Genomic DNA, 16557 nt, shown 5'->3' on the forward strand with positions numbered 1-16557 from the left:
GTGGCAGCATCAGGTTAGGCTAACTCCGGGAGGTAACTGCGCTACGGTGAGCCAGTACTGACAAAGACGGTGCATGATTCGAATAAGCGAAGCCGAATCGTCGGGGATGACAACTACCGAGTTGGCGTCCAGCTCATATACAGCAGAGGTATCGTCGTCTGGGTTGGTTAGCCAGACAACTGGTATCGCCCGCAGGCGTGGGCGGCTTTTCAGTGCCCGCAAGGCCAGCATTCTGTCTGGGCGTTTGGTGCGGGCATCCAGGATAATCAGGGCGGGTAGGTCTTTCTCGTAGCCCAGCGTTAAGCTGTTGGCTAATTCTGCTCCCGATTCGGCCGGTTGAAACAGGCTGGGTACGTTCAGGGTAGCTAAACAATCGCGGGTAAGCAGCAGGGTGTCTCCGGTCATGACCGCCAGTATCACTAGGGTGGGCGCACGATAAGGAGTGAATGTTTGATCAACTGGCACCGGCGTTGGGAGTGCCTTAACCTCAACGGGTTCTGAGTTGATTGGCTGCAGCCGGGGAGCCACCTCAGCCCATCGACGCCTACTTATGGCCATCTCCATGCCGTCGCGCATGCGTACTGTGCCGTTTAGTTTGGGTCGCGGTGGTGGTGACACACTGGCTACACAGTCTGGATTGACCAGCGCTGTTTTGTGTACCCGAACAAAGGCGGGTAATCGCTGTTCGAAGTAGGTTAAGGGCTTAGCCAGCAACCGCTGCTCTCCGTCACGGAAGTGGAGCCAGGTGTAGTTATTGGCGCCTATGAAATAGGCCAGTAGTACGGGTTGCTCAAGAATTTTGCTGATAAATTGCACCGGAACACTGATTTCGAGTGGTGAATAAGCAACTAATTACCAACTGTTAACGGGCCGTTTGTCTCGACCCAATATAAGCATACCTGTTCGAGCAATTGCCGCATCGTTTGCATGTCAATTGGCTTTACCAAACATGAATTGGCTCCCGCCTCATAGCAAGCCTGTACTTCCTGAGCTGACGATGAACTGGTAATGACTACCACCGGAATCAGTTTCCAGGCCGGATTCTGTTTGAGCCGTAACAGAGTTTGCTGGCCATCCATGCCAGGCATGTGCAAATCAAGCAGAATCAACGATGGCTGCACAGATGCTGCGTCGAGTTGAGTGAGTAACTCGGTCCCACCCGCAAAAAACGAAGTGTCATACTGGGGCATAAACCGGGTAAACACTTGTTGCACCAAAAACCGGTAGTCGTCGGCATCATCGACAATGTAGACGAAAGCCTTATTCGTTGGTTTACCAACCATATTAGTAGAGTATTATGTCGAGTTAAACTCGTTTAGTAGTAAATCAATAGGGTGCCATATACGGATAAACGGTACTTTTATGAACGATACATCCCTGAAACCGCAAACGGGTTTGATTTTTATGTCCGTAAAGTCTACATGAATTAATATATATACCCGTCGATTGACCCCATGTCCTCACTTTCAGCTGTAAAGTTTGGCAATGGCATGTCAGCGCCGGTTTTATTTATCTCTTCATGCATATTTAGAGGCTAACCAATGGCATTAGGTAGAGCTAGCAATGAGAAAAAAGGATCAGCCAATCCAAATGAGGCTGATGTAAACCATGACAGTGCTACGGGCAGAAATGAAACACTGGCTGGTGAAGCGTGGATGGAATCGGAATTACAGCGCTTAATTCTGAATAACGCCCGGGATCATGCCGTTTTTACTACTGACCTAAGTCGTCGGGTACGGAGCTGGAATTTTGGGGCCAGTAGTATGTTTGGGTATACGGAAACCGACATCGTTGGGCAGTTGGGCGACTTATTGTTTACCGAAGAAGACCGCCAGGATGGGGCACCGCAGCAGGAAGCCAATAGGGCCATCCGGGAAGGGTATGCAGAAAACGAACGTTGGCATCGCTGCAAGGATGGCTCACGGGTGTATGGGTCAGGTACAACTACGCCGCTTCGCAGTGAAGCTGGCCTTACGATTGGCCTGGTAAAGATCATGCGCAATTTAACCCGGCAGAAACTGGCTGAAGAGGCCCAGCACGCGTCGGAAGAGCGCTGGCGGTTGGCTATTGATGCGGCTGGGCTGGGTACGTGGGATTGGGAGCTGGAAACGAATAACGTATACTGGAACGACCGACACTTCTGGCTCTTTGGTATGCAGCCAAGGCCAAACCCAGTTAGCCCAGCCGACTTTTTCAATCATGTACACCCAGACGACCGGCTGAGTGTTGAAGAGCAATTCGCTAAAGCTATCCGTGAGCGAATCGTATTTAATGCAGAGTTTCGCGCTATGCCTGACAAGTCATCAACGCGCTGGATGAGTGGCTATGGGCGTATTATGAACGAACGCAACGGGGTGACTACCCACATGAGTGGGGTTATGTTCGACATTACCGAGCGGAAAGCGTCAGAGTTGGCTTTGCAGGAAGCGAACCGCCGAAAGGACGAATTTCTGGCCCTGCTGGCTCATGAACTTCGTAACCCGCTGGCCACATTACATAACTTGTTGCTTTTACTACAGCTACCGGAAAGCTACGATCAGGAGCAACGTATAGCTATACCCGGTAGCATCGGGATTATGGACCGGGAGGTCAAACATTTGGTGCGTTTGGTCGACGATCTGCTGGATGTGAGCCGGATCAGCCGGGGTAAAATCAACCTTATACGCGCACGCATAGACCTGGTAACGGTTGTCCGATTGGTGATTGAATCGGACCGTATACAAATTGATAAAGCAGGCCTACGGCTATCCGTGTCTTTGCCCGACGAGCCCATTTTTCTCAACGGCGATCCTACACGGCTAAAACAGATCGTGAGCAATTTGCTGAGCAATGCTACCAAATTCACACCCAGCGGCGGGGCCATATCCGTAGCTTTACAGCGATCAGGCAGCGAAGCCGTATTGCACGTTGCTGATACGGGCATTGGTATTCCACCCGATGAGCTGTCGCGCATATTCGGTTTATTCGTTCAGGTAGATACTTCGTTGGGGCGCTTGCAGCAGGGGCTGGGGCTAGGGCTTCCCCTGGTCGATGAATTGGTCGGCCTGCACGGCGGCCGAATTGTTGCCCAAAGCAAGGGGGCAGGCATGGGAAGCAAATTCGTTGTGCACCTCCCCGTTGAACCGAATGAACTACCACTATCCATGGAAACGATCCCCAACAATCAAGCGCAACTACCTTCGAAGCGACGGATACTGGTTGTCGATGATAACAAAGATGCCGCCACGACGCTGGCTATGCTGCTAAAATTGACTGGCAATGAGACTCACACGCGGTTCGACGGGCTGGCGGGTGTGGAAGCGGCCGAGGCGTTGCGCCCACAGGTGGTACTTCTCGACATCAATATGCCCGTCATGGATGGGTATCAGGCCTGCCGCCTGATTAAAGAAAAGCCGTGGGCAAAAGACACCCTGCTGATAGCGTTGAGCGGATATGGGCAAGATGAAGACAAACGCCGGAGCAAGGAAGCAGGCTTCGCGGAACATTTGGTTAAGCCGGTCGATCTGGCTCAGCTAACGACTTTGCTGGCGACCACAGCATAGCCCATACATACGTACCTAAATGCCAACGCCCCGGCTCTGAAATGAGCCGGGGCGTTGGCATTTAGGTACATGCAGACGTCTAGATGTTCTTCTTCTTCGACTCGGCCACCGCAAAACTGGCTGCACGGGCCGTAAGGGCCATATAAGTCAGTGATGGGTTTACGCAGGAAGCCGATACCATGCAGGAGCCGTCGGTAACGAACACGTTTTTAACGGCGTGCATCTGATTATTCCCGTTCAGCACCGATGTTTTAGGGTCGCGTCCCATCCGGGCCGTTCCCATTTCATGGATAGCCATGCCCAGGTACGAGCCCCGGTCGTACGTCTTCACGTTTTTAACGCCCGATGCTTCCAGCATTTCCTTGGCGTCGTTCATCATGTCGACGCGCATTTTCATCTCGTTTTCCTTCAGTTCGGCATCGAACACCGAGAGGGGCATACCCCATTTGTCTTTCTCGTTCTTGTCGAGATACATCCGGTTTTCGTAGTACGGCAGGGTTTCGCCGAATGCGCCCAGGCCCATTGTCCAGGCGCCCGGCTTGGTGAGTTCCTCTTTATAGTCGGCGCCGAAGCTCATTTCGGCCACGTTGCGCTGCCAGCCCTGTCGGCTGCCGCCACCCTGATACCCAAAGCCACGCAGGTAATCACGCTTATCGGCACCGATATTGCGATACCGCGGCACATAAATGCCATTGGCCCGGCGGCCTGAGTAGTATTTGTCGAGGTCGCCTTCCCACTCGCCCGAAGCGCCCGTGCGGAAGTGGTGATCCATCAGGTTATGACCGAGCTGCCCCGAATCATTACCGAAACCGGTCGGGAAACGGTTCGAGGTTGAGTTTAGCAACAGGGCGGTAGTGCCCAGGGTACTACCGCAGACGAAGATGATTTTGGCAAAAAATTCGCGCTCCTGCATCGTAACGGCGTCAACGATACGTACCCCAGTCGCTTTTTTGCTGTTCTCATCGTACATAATGTTGGTCACCACCGAATCGGGGCGTAGCGTGAGGCGACCCGTTTTGGCGGCTGGTGGCAGCGTACACGACTGGGTACTGAAATACGCCCCGTATGGGCAGCCCAGCGAGCACTTGTTGCGGTATTGGCACGAAGCCCGACCCTGATTCATCTGGGCCTGCGCCGCTTTCGACAGATTGGCTACCCGACCGATGGTCATCGTGCGGCCAGGGAAGTTCTTTTCAATGCGTTTCCGCACTTCCTTTTCCACGCAGTACATTTCCATAGGCGGGAGGAACTCGCTGTCGGGAAGCTGAGGCAGGTTAAGGGCTTCGCCCGAAATACCGGCAAATTTCTCGACGTATGAGTACCAGGGGGCAACGTCTTTGTAGCGGATCGGCCAGTCAACGGCGATTCCTTCTTTAAGGTTTGCCTCGAAATCGATGTCGCTCAGGCGGTATGATTGCCGCCCCCACATGATCGATTTGCCACCAACGATATTGGGCCGGTACCAGTCGAACCGCTTCACTTCTTTGTAGAGCGAATCCGAATCGTTCATCCAGTACTTCTCCGTCATTTCGTTGTACGGGTAATCGCGTGCCAGTTTTGGGTGCGACTCCTTCTGATCCATCGTCAGCCGACCATTATACTTAGTTTGCCACGGATCTTTCATGGCATAATCGTAGCCGGAAACGTGTTCGAGTTGCTTTCCTTTTTCAAGCATCAGCACCCGCAACCCTTTTTCGGTTAACTCTTTAGCGGCCCACCCCCCCGATATGCCAGAGCCAATGACAATGGCATCGTAGGTTTGCTCTTTTATTGCGTCAATATTGAGATTCATCGGAAAATCAGTTTTCAGATTTCAGTTCGCTGTTGTTGATTGTGTTGCCGGGAGCAGCGCAACCGGAAACAGCAAACTCAGTTAGATTGCCCAGGTTTTTTGACCTGGTTTCAAGGGAATGCAGGCTTCGAACTTACCTGGCACAGGTACGTATTCCAATGCCTTTGTGGCACCAATCTCTGATGTAAAATAGCCGGTGGTGGTAAGTTCCTTCATCCGTAGGAAGAAAGGCTTGTCGGCCATCGTGGTCTGCTTGACCAAGTCAATTTTCTGGGCCGCATCGAGGCTGGCAAACTCTTTACCGAATTTTTCTTTGCCGGTTGCCTCCAGTTTGGCCAACCCGCCATAAAATGCCTCCTGATCTGCTTTGGGGTAGCAATCGCGCATGACCCGGACAATGAATTTCTCAACCCCGGCGGCTTTGGCGCCGGGTGTAGTAGTAGTTGGAATGATCACATCGGCAACTTCGGCCAGCAGGGCTTCCTGTGCTGGTGTTACGGGTACGCTGGGACCAATGTTGGTAATTCGACCCATAGCGCCCGCCAGGGTTGGAGCCGATAACACGCCACCCAGCATAAGGGCTGCCTGTTGTATGGCCTCTCTGCGTTTCATAGATGAGTTGGTTTTAGTAGTACTAGTCAGCAAGTACTACTGAAAGCGCAACGAAGTGCTTGTTTACCAATTGGATTTGACCAAACCGTAATTTTAGGTCTTTTTTTTCGCAAAAGTCGACGAGAAAGTTACTTGCGGGCGGATATGAGCGCAAACGAAGAAAGCCTGAATCATACTTGATTCAGGCTTTCCTGTACTACAACTTGCTATGCAGTTGTGACCACGGGGAGACTCGAACTCCCACATCTTGCGAAACCACCCCCTCAAAGTGGCGTGTCTACCAATTTCACCACGTGGCCGTGTTTTATTGTGGATGCAAAAGTAGAGTAACCACGTGATAATGTCAATGCACCCGCTGAAAATCGGCCAAATTTTCGTAATTTAGGGGTATGAACTGGTCGGTATGCAAACGCACCCGGCTGGCTTTTCAAACTGAATCAATTAAGTATATGGCACTTGAATTAGTGGGCAAGCTGATAAAAACGCTGCCGGAAGTGACGGGCCAGGGCAAAAATGGCACCTGGCAGAAACAGGAATTTGTAGTTGAGACTACAGATCAGTTTCCCAAAAAAGTATGTGTTTCACTTTGGGGCGACAAAGTCAACGATCTCAAGCAGTATGCCCCCGGTGACATGCTGAAACTAAGCCTGAACTTAGAGTCTCGCGAGTACAACGAGCGTTGGTATACGGAAGCCCGCGTGTGGCGTATCGAGGCAGCCGATGGGGCTGAAGGTGGTGCGCCGGCTCAGGGGCAATCGGCTCCAGCAGCCAGCAAGCCACGGGCCGCCCAGCCAACAGCCGTGCCGTTTAACTCGTCATTCGACGACGATAACAGCGGCGATCTGCCGTTTTAAAACTAGTTTGATGTTGCCCTGCTAAGCAACCAGTTCGCTCATCGGCAGGGCAACATCAAACCTCAAACAAAAAAATAGGGTCTGAAAACATGATGTTTTCAGACCCTATTTTTTTGTTGTGATCCGGCTGGGATTCGAACCCAGGACCCATACATTAAAAGTGTATTGCTCTACCAGCTGAGCTACCAGATCGGGCAAGTTCAGCAGCAGATTAAATGACCGTTTCCTGAATCGCGATGCAAAATTATTGCGTAATTTGGCCCAATGCAAGCCTTCGTCGTAAAAATATTCCTATTTCTGGGGGTTTTGCGGGCAGTGTTCTGTGCCTCAGCCGTATTGGCGCAACCTGCACCCACAGAGAACCTCGTGAGCACCGCTGATTCGCTCTATCGGGTAGGCGATTGGGCTGATGCATCGCGCTACTATGAATCGGCTATGGTGGCCGGTCAGCCCGCCACCGATCCGATGCTACTGAAAATGGCACGTACCTATGAGCAACAGGGCGACGTGGCCAAAGTGCTTTATTTTCTGCAAGTCTATTTCAAGCGCCACCCCGACGAAGCGGTGCTGCGCAAAATGAATGATTTCGCCCGGGCTAACAGCTTAACCGGCTATGAAACCAGTGACCTGAATTATTTCTACCTGTTCTATCGCCAATACGGTGTGTATTTGTTGCTGGTTATGTTGTTGCTTGGTGCGTATGTCTTCAGTGTGTTGCTTATCAAATCGATGCGCCACGAAGCGACATCGGCCCGGCTCAAAACCTTGATTCTGATTTACTTCGTTGTATTGCTGGTTTTTGTTAACCTACCGGAAGGGTACGAAGCCGGTATTACCAATGCCACACAGGTTTATTTACGGTCAGAACCTTCAGCCGCTGCACCAGTAGAGGTAACGCTGGGCCGGGGTAACAAAGTGAACATTGTAAGCAGTACCGATATCTGGTGGCGGGTTTTTTGGAATAATAAGCTTTATTACGTCCGCAAAGACACACTATGGATTATTTGACAACTACCCACCCCGATTTACATGAAAAATGATCCTCGCGTTATCCGAGCCTGGACACTCTACGATTGGGCCAACTCGGTTCACTCCCTGGTGATTGTCTCCAGTATTTTCCCTGTTTATTTCTCAGCAACGGCCCTCAACGATGCAGGAGGCCCTGTCATTAATTTCCTGGGTTTGAATGTAAAGAACTCGGTACTGTTTTCGTATACCGTATCAGTGGCCATGCTTTTCGTGGCCATCATAAGCCCCTTCACCACCGCCCTGGCCGATTATAGTGGTAAGAAGAAGGCGTTCATGAAGTTTTTCTGTTACACGGGATCAATTGCCTGTGCGCTGCTGTATTTTTTCACGAAGGAGACTACCACCTTCGCCATTTTTTGCTTTGCCTGGAGCCTGGTTGGCTGGAGTGGCAGTATCGTTTTTTACAACTCCTACTTGCCCGATATCGCCACCGAAGACCAGTTCGACCGGGTCAGTGCACGTGGCTTTTCTATGGGCTACATTGGCAGCGTTGCCCTGATGATCTTCAACCTGATGATGATTCTGAAACCGGAATGGTTTGGCGGCATGTCAAGCGGTATGGCGTCCCGTATTTCGTTTCTAACGGTGGGGCTCTGGTGGTTCGGATTTGCCCAGATTCCGTTTAGGGTGTTGCCCGATGGCGTGCGCAAAACCAGAACTGGCAATGACGGCAACTGGCTGTTCAATGGCTTCCGTGAATTGAGGAAAGTGTTCACCGAATTAAAGGAACAAACCCTGACACAACGATTCCTGATTGCTTTCTTCATCTACAACATGGCCGTGCAGACGGTGATGTACGTGGCCACATTATTCGGCTCGAACGAGTTGAAGATGGAAGGCAGCGCCCTGATCATTACTATTTTACTGATCCAATTGGTAGCCATCCCGGGGGCTTACGGCTTTGCCCGCCTATCGGAGCGTATTGGCAATACCTATGCTATCATGGCCGCCGTTGTTATCTGGATCGGTATCTGCATTGCCGCCTACTTCGTGACAACCCAAAATCAGTTTTTTCTGGTTGCCGGCGTGGTTGGGCTGGTTATGGGTGGTATTCAGTCCCTGTCTCGTTCCACCTATTCAAAGTTGTTGCCACCCACAACCGATACGGCCTCTTATTTCAGTTTCTATGACGTGTGCGAAAAGCTCTCGATTGTGGTGGGTACGTTCATTTACGGCTACGTTGAGCAAGTAACGGGCAGCATGCGAAATAGTATTTTGGCCTTGCTGGTTCTGTTTATCATTGGATTAGCATTGCTAGCTCGTATACCATCACAAAAAGTGTACGGCCTGCGTTTGGAAAAACCCGAAGTTGCGTAAGTTTGCACTCCCGTTTGGCAGCAAGCTTGCTTAATCAAACGAAATAGGATGTTAGCTCAGTTGGTTCAGAGCGCCGCCTTGACAGGGCGGAGGTCAGCGGTTCGAGCCCGCTACGTCCTACTAAAAAAAGCAAAAACCCTCAAATCAGGCTGATTTGAGGGTTTTTCTGTGTTGGTACTTGATCAAAAGGGCGTTTTACTGTGTGAGGCGTTTTACACAGTCAAGTAAAGGTCATATACAGATTACGATGCAACTGCATTGCCATCGCTATAGAAGTGGTTGCCTGGCTTGATAAACACTGCATAAACATTCACTCCTAACCAAGGTTGATATTTTCTTACTAGGGTTGTGTTACCCAGACTGTAATTGAACTACTGTCTCATGTACTCAGAGAAAATGCAGTAGGAGAGACATTGATTAAGTAGATGGCAACCTGAGACAATGAGTTAGCTCAGATTGATAGTAGTAAAGGCCACCTAGCAACGGGCGTTTATGAAACGGCATTTCGTGAGCCGTCCTCGAATGTGGTGAAATTTCCGGAACGAATTTTGGTTCTGGAGGACAATAACTAGATTGGCCCTGCAAGTACCGTAGGGTTGATTTAATTATTAAGATAAGGTGTTTATCCCCTAAAACTTTGTGGTTAAACCGACCTTGATAAAGCCTATATCATTAAAGCCCACCTCACCAAAAAGCCCGATCCCGTTCCCGAAAAATCGTCGGGCTCCCACCTGCACCGGCACGTACAAGTTACCCCGATTGCTTACCAGACCCCGAGTAGGTGAATGAGTAGTACGAGTATGCAACCCTCCAGGAAACGTTTTCACCGACTACATTGACTGTGATGTCTGATTGGATTACGGCTCAAATCAAGTGAAATCTTGGTTGTACTACAGTTGTTAGCGCAGCGGGTTAGCATGATTCGGTGTCTCAAGAATACGCTCCCAAACGAGACGAACGAATTATCCATCTACCTTTATGCTGCAGTTGGGGTGAGAAGAATCGAGTAAAAATACTCAATCTTTCGGCAGTCACTCGTTTGTTAAAACTTCTTAACGGCTTACAACCGCCCGACCCCTAGCCGCGTCTGAATAATAAACCGCTGGCATGAATCAACTCCTTACCCTTTATCTCTTTCTTGGTGCCCTTCGCTTCGGTGCATTCCTCCCAGCAAGTCTGCCTGGCCAGGCCAATCAAAATGATTATACAGCCTATCATCAAACTATTGCCCGGGCTCAACAACTTATTGCTCGCAAGCACTATCAAGAGGCATTGGCGTTATACAAGCATGTGTTTGATGGCTACGAGTTCGTCTTTTCAAGGGACTACAAAGTGGCCACGCAGTTGGCCCTACAAGTGGACCAAAAACAGCAGGCGTTTACCTTTCTTAAGAAAGCAATCGCAACGGGTTGGACCTTGAGCGACATCAAGAAAAATGCCTTGGTCACTACTCTACAACGCGACCCGCAGTGGAGAGTGGTTGAACAACAATATTACTCGCTCAGAGCACTCTACCAAAACGGTGGAAATCAGGACGTTCGGGCTCGGGTTGAGAAACTGTTTAAGAAGGATCAGCGAAAGGCCCTGTTGACGCTGTTTCGCATAGGGGCTACCCAAGAGCAGCACGCCGAAAAACGATTTGCTCCCCACAGTGAGCAGCAGATGGCTCAACTCCTGCCGATTATTGATCAGTACGGCTACCCCGGTGAGCGACTGATTCACAATGGCTATTGGGCTGCGGTCATGCTGAGTCATCACAACTCCATCAGCCAAGCCTACGCCTTAAAGGACACCGTGTACTCCCATGTGAGACCTAAGCTGATGAAGGCTCTGAAATCCGGGCAACTGTCACCCTACGAGTTTGCGATGATTGATGACTGGTATATGGCTGTAAAGACTACTGGTCAAAAGACACACTTCGGCTACTTAAGTAACTCCTTGACTGCTCAAGCAAAGGTCAAAGTCGATCAATGCCGGGAAGCCATGGGCCTGAGTAGTATAGAAACGATTCGTTTGTTAGCGGATCTGCAACAACAGACAGGTTTTAATTGCTATTTGCCCTCCAACATGGCCAAGAAAATAGCGACCGCTGAGTAGGCTGGGCAGTGTTATGGCGGCAGCAAGGGTAGTAGACTTAAGTAAGGGCCTTTTAAATTCCGTTCGCTGATTCTCTGCTGAAAAAGCATTCTCAAAATATGGCTCGATTCGAGAGTAGGCCAAACCCTGGGCGAGCAGTTTAAGAAGCCCGTCGAAGATGGACCGGGCTTCTTAAACCCTCAGCTAATTCCGTAGAGACTGAAGCTGCCCGTGCGTCGGTGTGGTGTCAGTGCTGACGAAATACCCCGCTTTTTCGTCTACACTGCGTTTCATAGATCGAAAGCATACATCAATAACTGAATGTGTATTGATTTTTGTACTTTTCGCTCGATGAAATCACCCGTAGAATTTCCTGGTCAAGCCTTAACGCTTGTCTTAAAGAACAGGGGCTTTAAAGTGAGCCGGAATAGTGTTCCGAAAAATAAACCTTCCGCATTCGGCCGGCGACACTTTTACTTAATCCTGCTCAGCATCGGAGATAGCAAAATACACTACGACGATCGTGTGATCCACCTCGATGGAGTCTATCTGTTCTTTGCTAATTCACGTGTACCCTACGCAACAGAGATTCTGGCTGAAAATCATACTGGTTACTCCTGCGTTTTTACTGAGGGTTTCATAAAGCCACTTGAGCGTTTAGAAAGCCTGCAGCAGTCGCCTTTGTTTACTGTAACCGGAACCCCTGCCTTTAAACTAGACGCTCAGCAGCAGGCCCGGCTCACCAGCATCTTTGACGCTATGATTGAGCACGATGCGACAGATTACCTATATCGGGATGACCTGATGCGCAATTACATACAGCTCATTGTGCATGAAGCCCTGCACATGCGACCAGCCGAGCATTTCGTTCAGTTCAATAGTGCCTCTTTGCGCATTACCACCCAATTTATGGAACGGATGGAGCGACAATTTCCGATTGAAAACCTGAATGACCCGCTAACACTGAAAACGGCGCAGGACTATGCCAGCCACCTGTCTATTCATGTAAACTACCTAAACCGCGCCGTTAAGGAGATCACCGGTAAGTCGACCACCACGCTGATTGCTGAGCGTATTACGGCTGAGGCAATAAACTTGCTACGCTACACCGATTGGCGTGTAGCCGATATTGCCTATGCGCTGGGATTCGACTACCCGAATTATTTCAGCAACTTCATCAAAAAAGAAACGGGGCATACCCCCAAATATTACCGCGTTCGCGAGGTTTGAAATTTATAGTTTTTGGTTTGACTGGTTGACTTCTCCCGAGGGGGTGCCCAATACCTTTGTTTCACTGATCGAGCTACTGAATACGTCAGGTATCAGCGATAGCTATCAGGTAAAAAGAAGGTCAACAGTCACAAAAACAGATATAGATGGAAACTACAGCGAAACACTCGGAAAAAGTAACGCCAGTCTATGAACCAGCTTACGCCTACCAGGCAGGACTGGCCCACGGCATTTTCAGCCCGTTCGAACCCGGCACCCGTATCCTGCCAAAGGGATACCAGGTCGATCCACAATTTATGCCCTTACCGGTCGACATCGTGTTTGACAAAGACGTGGCCGTAACGCTGCGCGACGGGGCGGTGATTTACGTCGATGTGTTCCGGCCGGTGGGAAGCGAGAAAGTACCTGTTATCATTGCCTGGAGCCCCTACGGCAAAAGCGGTGGTACAGCCCCAAAAACAACCGGTCTTTTCAACATGCTTGGTCTCGACAACGGAATGCTGTCTGGACTGGCAAAATTTGAAGGCCCTGACCCCGCCTACTGGTGCGCACAGGGCTACGCGGTTTGCAACCCCGACGCACGTGGAATTGCCAATTCAGACGGTGATATCGCTATGATTGGCACGCAGGAAGGTAGAGATTGCCACGATCTGATTGAATGGCTGGCGGTGCAGGAATGGTGTAACAGCAAAGTAGCGATGAGTGGCACGTCCTATCTCGCCTTCTCGCAGTGGTTCACCGCGGCCGAGCAGCCCCCTCATCTGGCCGCTATCAATCCTTGGGAAGGCTTAAGTGATGGGTATCGTGATCTTACAACACGGGGCGGGATGCCCGACCTAAATTTTACGAAGCGCCTAGAGGTAAACCACGTCGGGAAGGGCAAACGCGAAGATGTGTATGCTGAAGCCATACGTTATCCGCTGGCCAATAATGACTTGTGGGACGATAAGATCCCCAAATTTGACCGGATTACGGTACCCGCCTATGTCGTGGCCAGCTATTCCAACACCTTACATACCGCAGGTACGTTCCGCGCCTGGCGCCGGATGGCGTCTACCGAGAAGTGGCTGCGCATTCACAATACACAGGAATGGCCCGACTACTACGAAGAAGCCAATAAAGAGGAGCTGCGTCGCTTTTTCGACCATTATCTGAAGGGTGAAGACAATGGCTGGGAAATAACTCCCCGCGTACGGTACGCCGTGCACGACTTTGAGGGGGGCGACCTGATCAATCAGCCAGCGGGCGAATTTCCACCCGTTGACGTTGTGTCTCAAACGTATTACCTCAACGGCCGGTCGCGTAGCCTGACCACTGAAGCCCCCGCGCAGGAGGTGCCTGTTGTATATGATGCCGAGGCAGAACCGGGTTTGGCCTCATTCACGATTCGATTCGATCGGGAAACTGTTCTGGTTGGCTATCCCAAAGCGCATTTATGGGTCGAAGCAAAAGGAACCGACGACATGGATCTGTTTATTCTCGTTCAGAAGCTCGACGTCCGCGGCAATCACCTGCAACAGTTTATCGTGCCGAATCAGGGGGCGCTGATGCAGGACCTCACCGAGCGGGGCGGGTCTGTCCTTCGCTACAAGGGATCGAACGGCAGGCTGCGCGTATCGGCCCGGCATCTGGACGAGACACTCTCGACAGCCGACGTACCTGCACACAGCTTCGACCGGGTTGAAAAACTGCAACCGGATGAGATCGTGGACATCGAGATCGATCTCTTCCCAATCGGTATGGCATTTTATCCCGGAGAACAACTTCGACTGGTCGTTAGCTCCAGAAACGATTTGGGCGCCATCATGCCCGGCACGCCAGGTTATGTGCCTGACAACAAAGGTCAGCACATCATCCACACAGGCGGCTCGCACGCATCGTACCTGCAACTGCCTGTCAAGCCAGTTTAGTGTAGCTCGATCGGGAAGTGATTAACAACTAAATCCGCTCGTTCGCATTCCTGCGAGTGAGCGGATGTAGCGTAGCGAAGAAACTCGGCAATTGCTTACAGCCACTTTTTACGTTTGAACCAGATCAGTGGGGCAATGAACCCAAGAAGCAACAGAATCAGCACGTAGACATACCCATACTTCCATTCCAGTTCGGGCATGTATTTGAAGTTCATGCCGTAGATTCCTGCCACGAGCATAGGCAACGAAATACACATGGTAATAATGGTGAGAATCTTAAAAATCCTGTTCTGCTCCAGATCAATTTTGCTGGATACGTACTCCTTCAGATCGTTCAACCGTTCGAAGTTATTTTGAACATATTCGTTGATGACGGTTAGATCAGTCAGGTCGAGCGAAATAGTCTCTTTTAACTCAGCTGTTAACTTCGGACTTTTCTTAAGTAAGTGTAAAATTCGTCGGTATTCGTTAAGCGACTCTTTAATGATTAAATTATTGAATTTCAGTTTAGTTACTTCGTCTAGTTCTGCCTCAGAAAAATCAGTTTGTTGCTGTAAATTCGCGTAAACTGATTTTATATTTTTCGACACCACTTCGGTTAGATCGGCAAAATAATCGGAGATTATACCAATCATCAACAGCAAAAAAGTATCGAATGTAAAGGGTAGCGTTTTGATGTTATCAAACTGTCTTTGGCGTTGATTATCAGGGACGAATTGTTCGATATTTGTCGCCATGAAGGAGAACATGATGTTCTCTTTCAGAATGAAGCATACGGTCAATTCTTCAATCCTGTTTTGAGCGGTGAGGTAGGGTAACGAGAAGTTAAAGGCTAATTGACTTTCTTCTTCCTGGTAGTGAGAGCTTATTTCTATATCATCACTATTATTCAACATAGACGCATCGATAGCGAACAGTTTTTCAAGCCGTCGAATATCGTCCGATGTATAATCGATAAGCTGAACGCTGCAAATCGTACTGAGATCAGTAGGTATGTCGGTAATACGTTGCAGTTTAACAATCTGTTTGTTTCTGTCTAGTAATTCTATAACCATTAGCTCTTTAAAATTTTCGGTGCAGGTACGTTCTCATCCTGTCGCTTCTTGACTAACTGACTTCAGATACGTTGTCTAACTTCCATACCTGTACTACCATTGAAATCAGAAAGGCTATGCCTTGAACGGGCTAAGCTACTGTTTTTTTAACTCGAATTGAGCAGCCTATCCAGCCTTTACGAGCCGTGGTTCTCGACAGGCAAAGCCGCCTGCGCCGTCGACGGGTATAGGAAACTGTAGCTTGTGCCGGGCACTAGGCAAAGGGTTAGGCCGAAACATAACTCATGATGAAGCATGAAGCTATCCGGCATCGAATAGCACTGCCATGCGTTTAGGGGCTGTAATAACACTTATTCAAGATTATTTAAAAAAATAAGTAGTCGGTTAGTACGGGTAGGGGCTGGTTCACTTGTCTTAGGGCACAAAGGGGATAGAACGTACAGTCGCCTGACATGTCATAAACCAATCACTGTGTTGCAGCCTTTCATTCGTTCCGTATCTACTGAAGCTACCCTTCGGACCGAGGATAAGACCTATCCACCATCTATGAGTGATGACGAACACCTGATCCGGCTGGCGTTTGCCCAGGATCCGGTAACTGGTTGTGAATTGCTGTTTCGGCGCTATTACGCTCCCCTGCGCAATCATGCCGTTCGTTTTGTCTATTCCAAAGAGATTGCCGAAGATCTGGTATCAGATGTATTCTCTACATTTTGGGAAAACCGGCTGCATGAGCAGATCGCCACGTCGTACCGGGCTTATCTGTTTAAAGCCGTACGTAACCGGGCGCAGAACTACCTGCTTTGGGAGGTCAAGAAAGACAGCAACGCACCGGATGCGGGCGTCCTGCTTCCCGATAATTCGCCCACTCCCGAAGCAACATTACTGTTCGACGAATTGCGCATCCGATTGGACCAACGTATTCAGGATTTACCCAGCCAATGCCGGAAAGTGTTTTTGCTGAGTCGGCTGGAAGGGAAATCGTACCGGGAGATTGCCGATGAACTTGGCCTGTCTGTCCGCACTGTGGAGGTACATATCCGCAAAGCGCTGGTATCGATCCGTGAGATGCTCAACCGGGAGTGGCTGTGGCTACTGCTATTTTACTGGCTGCACTAAGGGATACCGCGTCGTCACTTG

The 16557-nt window shown here is 50.0% G+C and carries 13 protein-coding genes and 3 tRNA genes; 9 read left to right on the forward strand and 7 right to left on the reverse strand.

Annotation, left to right across the window (positions count from 1 at the left end):
- Positions 1–9: 9 nt before the first annotated feature.
- The gene (locus F7231_RS03305; RefSeq protein ID WP_166690878.1) at positions 10–816 is read right to left on the reverse strand and encodes a response regulator transcription factor; all 807 of its coding nucleotides are present in this window, start codon (positions 814–816) and stop codon (positions 10–12) included.
- 32 nt (positions 817–848) lie between these two features.
- Complete coding sequence (locus F7231_RS03310) at positions 849–1283, reverse strand: response regulator (RefSeq protein WP_085414703.1); 435 nt, start codon at positions 1281–1283, stop codon at positions 849–851.
- A 258-nt stretch (positions 1284–1541) separates the two neighbouring features.
- Here F7231_RS03310 and F7231_RS03315 point away from each other — a divergent pair, with 258 nt between their 5' ends.
- Complete coding sequence (locus F7231_RS03315; protein WP_166690879.1) at positions 1542–3542, forward strand: PAS domain-containing hybrid sensor histidine kinase/response regulator; 2001 nt, start codon at positions 1542–1544, stop codon at positions 3540–3542.
- A 79-nt stretch (positions 3543–3621) separates the two neighbouring features.
- Here the strand turns inward: F7231_RS03315 and F7231_RS03320 are convergent, their stop codons facing one another.
- The 3 genes from F7231_RS03320 to F7231_RS03330 form a co-directional block, all read right to left on the reverse strand.
- Complete coding sequence (locus tag F7231_RS03320) at positions 3622–5334, reverse strand: GMC oxidoreductase (RefSeq protein WP_166690880.1); 1713 nt, start codon at positions 5332–5334, stop codon at positions 3622–3624.
- Between the two features lie 81 nt (positions 5335–5415).
- Complete coding sequence (locus F7231_RS03325; RefSeq protein WP_166690881.1) at positions 5416–5946, reverse strand: gluconate 2-dehydrogenase subunit 3 family protein; 531 nt, start codon at positions 5944–5946, stop codon at positions 5416–5418.
- Positions 5947–6163: 217 nt separating this feature from the next.
- Positions 6164–6245: transfer RNA gene (locus tag F7231_RS03330), tRNA-Leu, on the reverse strand.
- 150 nt (positions 6246–6395) lie between these two features.
- Between F7231_RS03330 and F7231_RS03335 the strand changes: the two genes are divergently transcribed.
- Positions 6396–6800 carry a DUF3127 domain-containing protein gene (locus F7231_RS03335; RefSeq protein WP_085415273.1) on the forward strand — a complete coding sequence of 135 codons (405 nt, stop codon included), beginning with the start codon at positions 6396–6398 and terminating at the stop codon, positions 6798–6800.
- A 119-nt stretch (positions 6801–6919) separates the two neighbouring features.
- Here the strand turns inward: F7231_RS03335 and F7231_RS03340 are convergent.
- Positions 6920–6992, reverse strand: a tRNA-Lys gene (locus F7231_RS03340).
- 72 nt (positions 6993–7064) lie between these two features.
- Between F7231_RS03340 and F7231_RS03345 the strand changes: the two genes are divergently transcribed.
- The 6 genes from F7231_RS03345 to F7231_RS03370 all read left to right on the forward strand — a co-directional run bounded on the left by F7231_RS03345 (position 7065) and on the right by F7231_RS03370 (position 14362).
- The gene (locus F7231_RS03345) at positions 7065–7808 is read left to right on the forward strand and encodes an SH3 domain-containing protein (RefSeq protein WP_166690882.1); all 744 of its coding nucleotides are present in this window, start codon (positions 7065–7067) and stop codon (positions 7806–7808) included.
- Positions 7809–7829: 21 nt separating this feature from the next.
- Positions 7830–9146: an MFS transporter gene (locus F7231_RS03350; protein WP_166690883.1), complete on the forward strand. Its 1317-nt coding sequence runs from the start codon at positions 7830–7832 to the stop codon at positions 9144–9146.
- Positions 9147–9191: 45 nt separating this feature from the next.
- A tRNA-Val gene (locus F7231_RS03355) sits at positions 9192–9266 on the forward strand.
- Positions 9267–10253: 987 nt separating this feature from the next.
- Complete coding sequence (locus F7231_RS03360; protein WP_166690884.1) at positions 10254–11243, forward strand: hypothetical protein; 990 nt, start codon at positions 10254–10256, stop codon at positions 11241–11243.
- A 738-nt stretch (positions 11244–11981) separates the two neighbouring features.
- The gene (locus tag F7231_RS27215) at positions 11982–12452 is read left to right on the forward strand and encodes a helix-turn-helix domain-containing protein (RefSeq protein WP_208295516.1); all 471 of its coding nucleotides are present in this window, start codon (positions 11982–11984) and stop codon (positions 12450–12452) included.
- Positions 12453–12598: 146 nt separating this feature from the next.
- A complete protein-coding gene (locus tag F7231_RS03370) occupies positions 12599–14362 on the forward strand; it encodes a CocE/NonD family hydrolase (protein ID WP_166690886.1) in 1764 nt (587 codons plus the stop codon).
- Positions 14363–14457: 95 nt separating this feature from the next.
- Here F7231_RS03370 and F7231_RS03375 read toward each other — a convergent pair whose 3' ends face one another.
- The gene (locus tag F7231_RS03375; protein ID WP_166690887.1) at positions 14458–15417 is read right to left on the reverse strand and encodes a CorA family divalent cation transporter; all 960 of its coding nucleotides are present in this window, start codon (positions 15415–15417) and stop codon (positions 14458–14460) included.
- A gap of 546 nt (positions 15418–15963) precedes the next feature.
- Here F7231_RS03375 and F7231_RS03380 point away from each other — a divergent pair.
- Positions 15964–16536 carry an RNA polymerase sigma-70 factor gene (locus F7231_RS03380; protein WP_166690888.1) on the forward strand — a complete coding sequence of 191 codons (573 nt, stop codon included), beginning with the start codon at positions 15964–15966 and terminating at the stop codon, positions 16534–16536.
- Positions 16537–16557: the final 21 nt, after the last annotated feature.

It is taken from the genome of Fibrivirga algicola (genome assembly GCF_011742925.1).
Taxonomy (GTDB): Bacteria; Bacteroidota; Bacteroidia; order Cytophagales; family Spirosomataceae; genus Fibrella; species Fibrella algicola.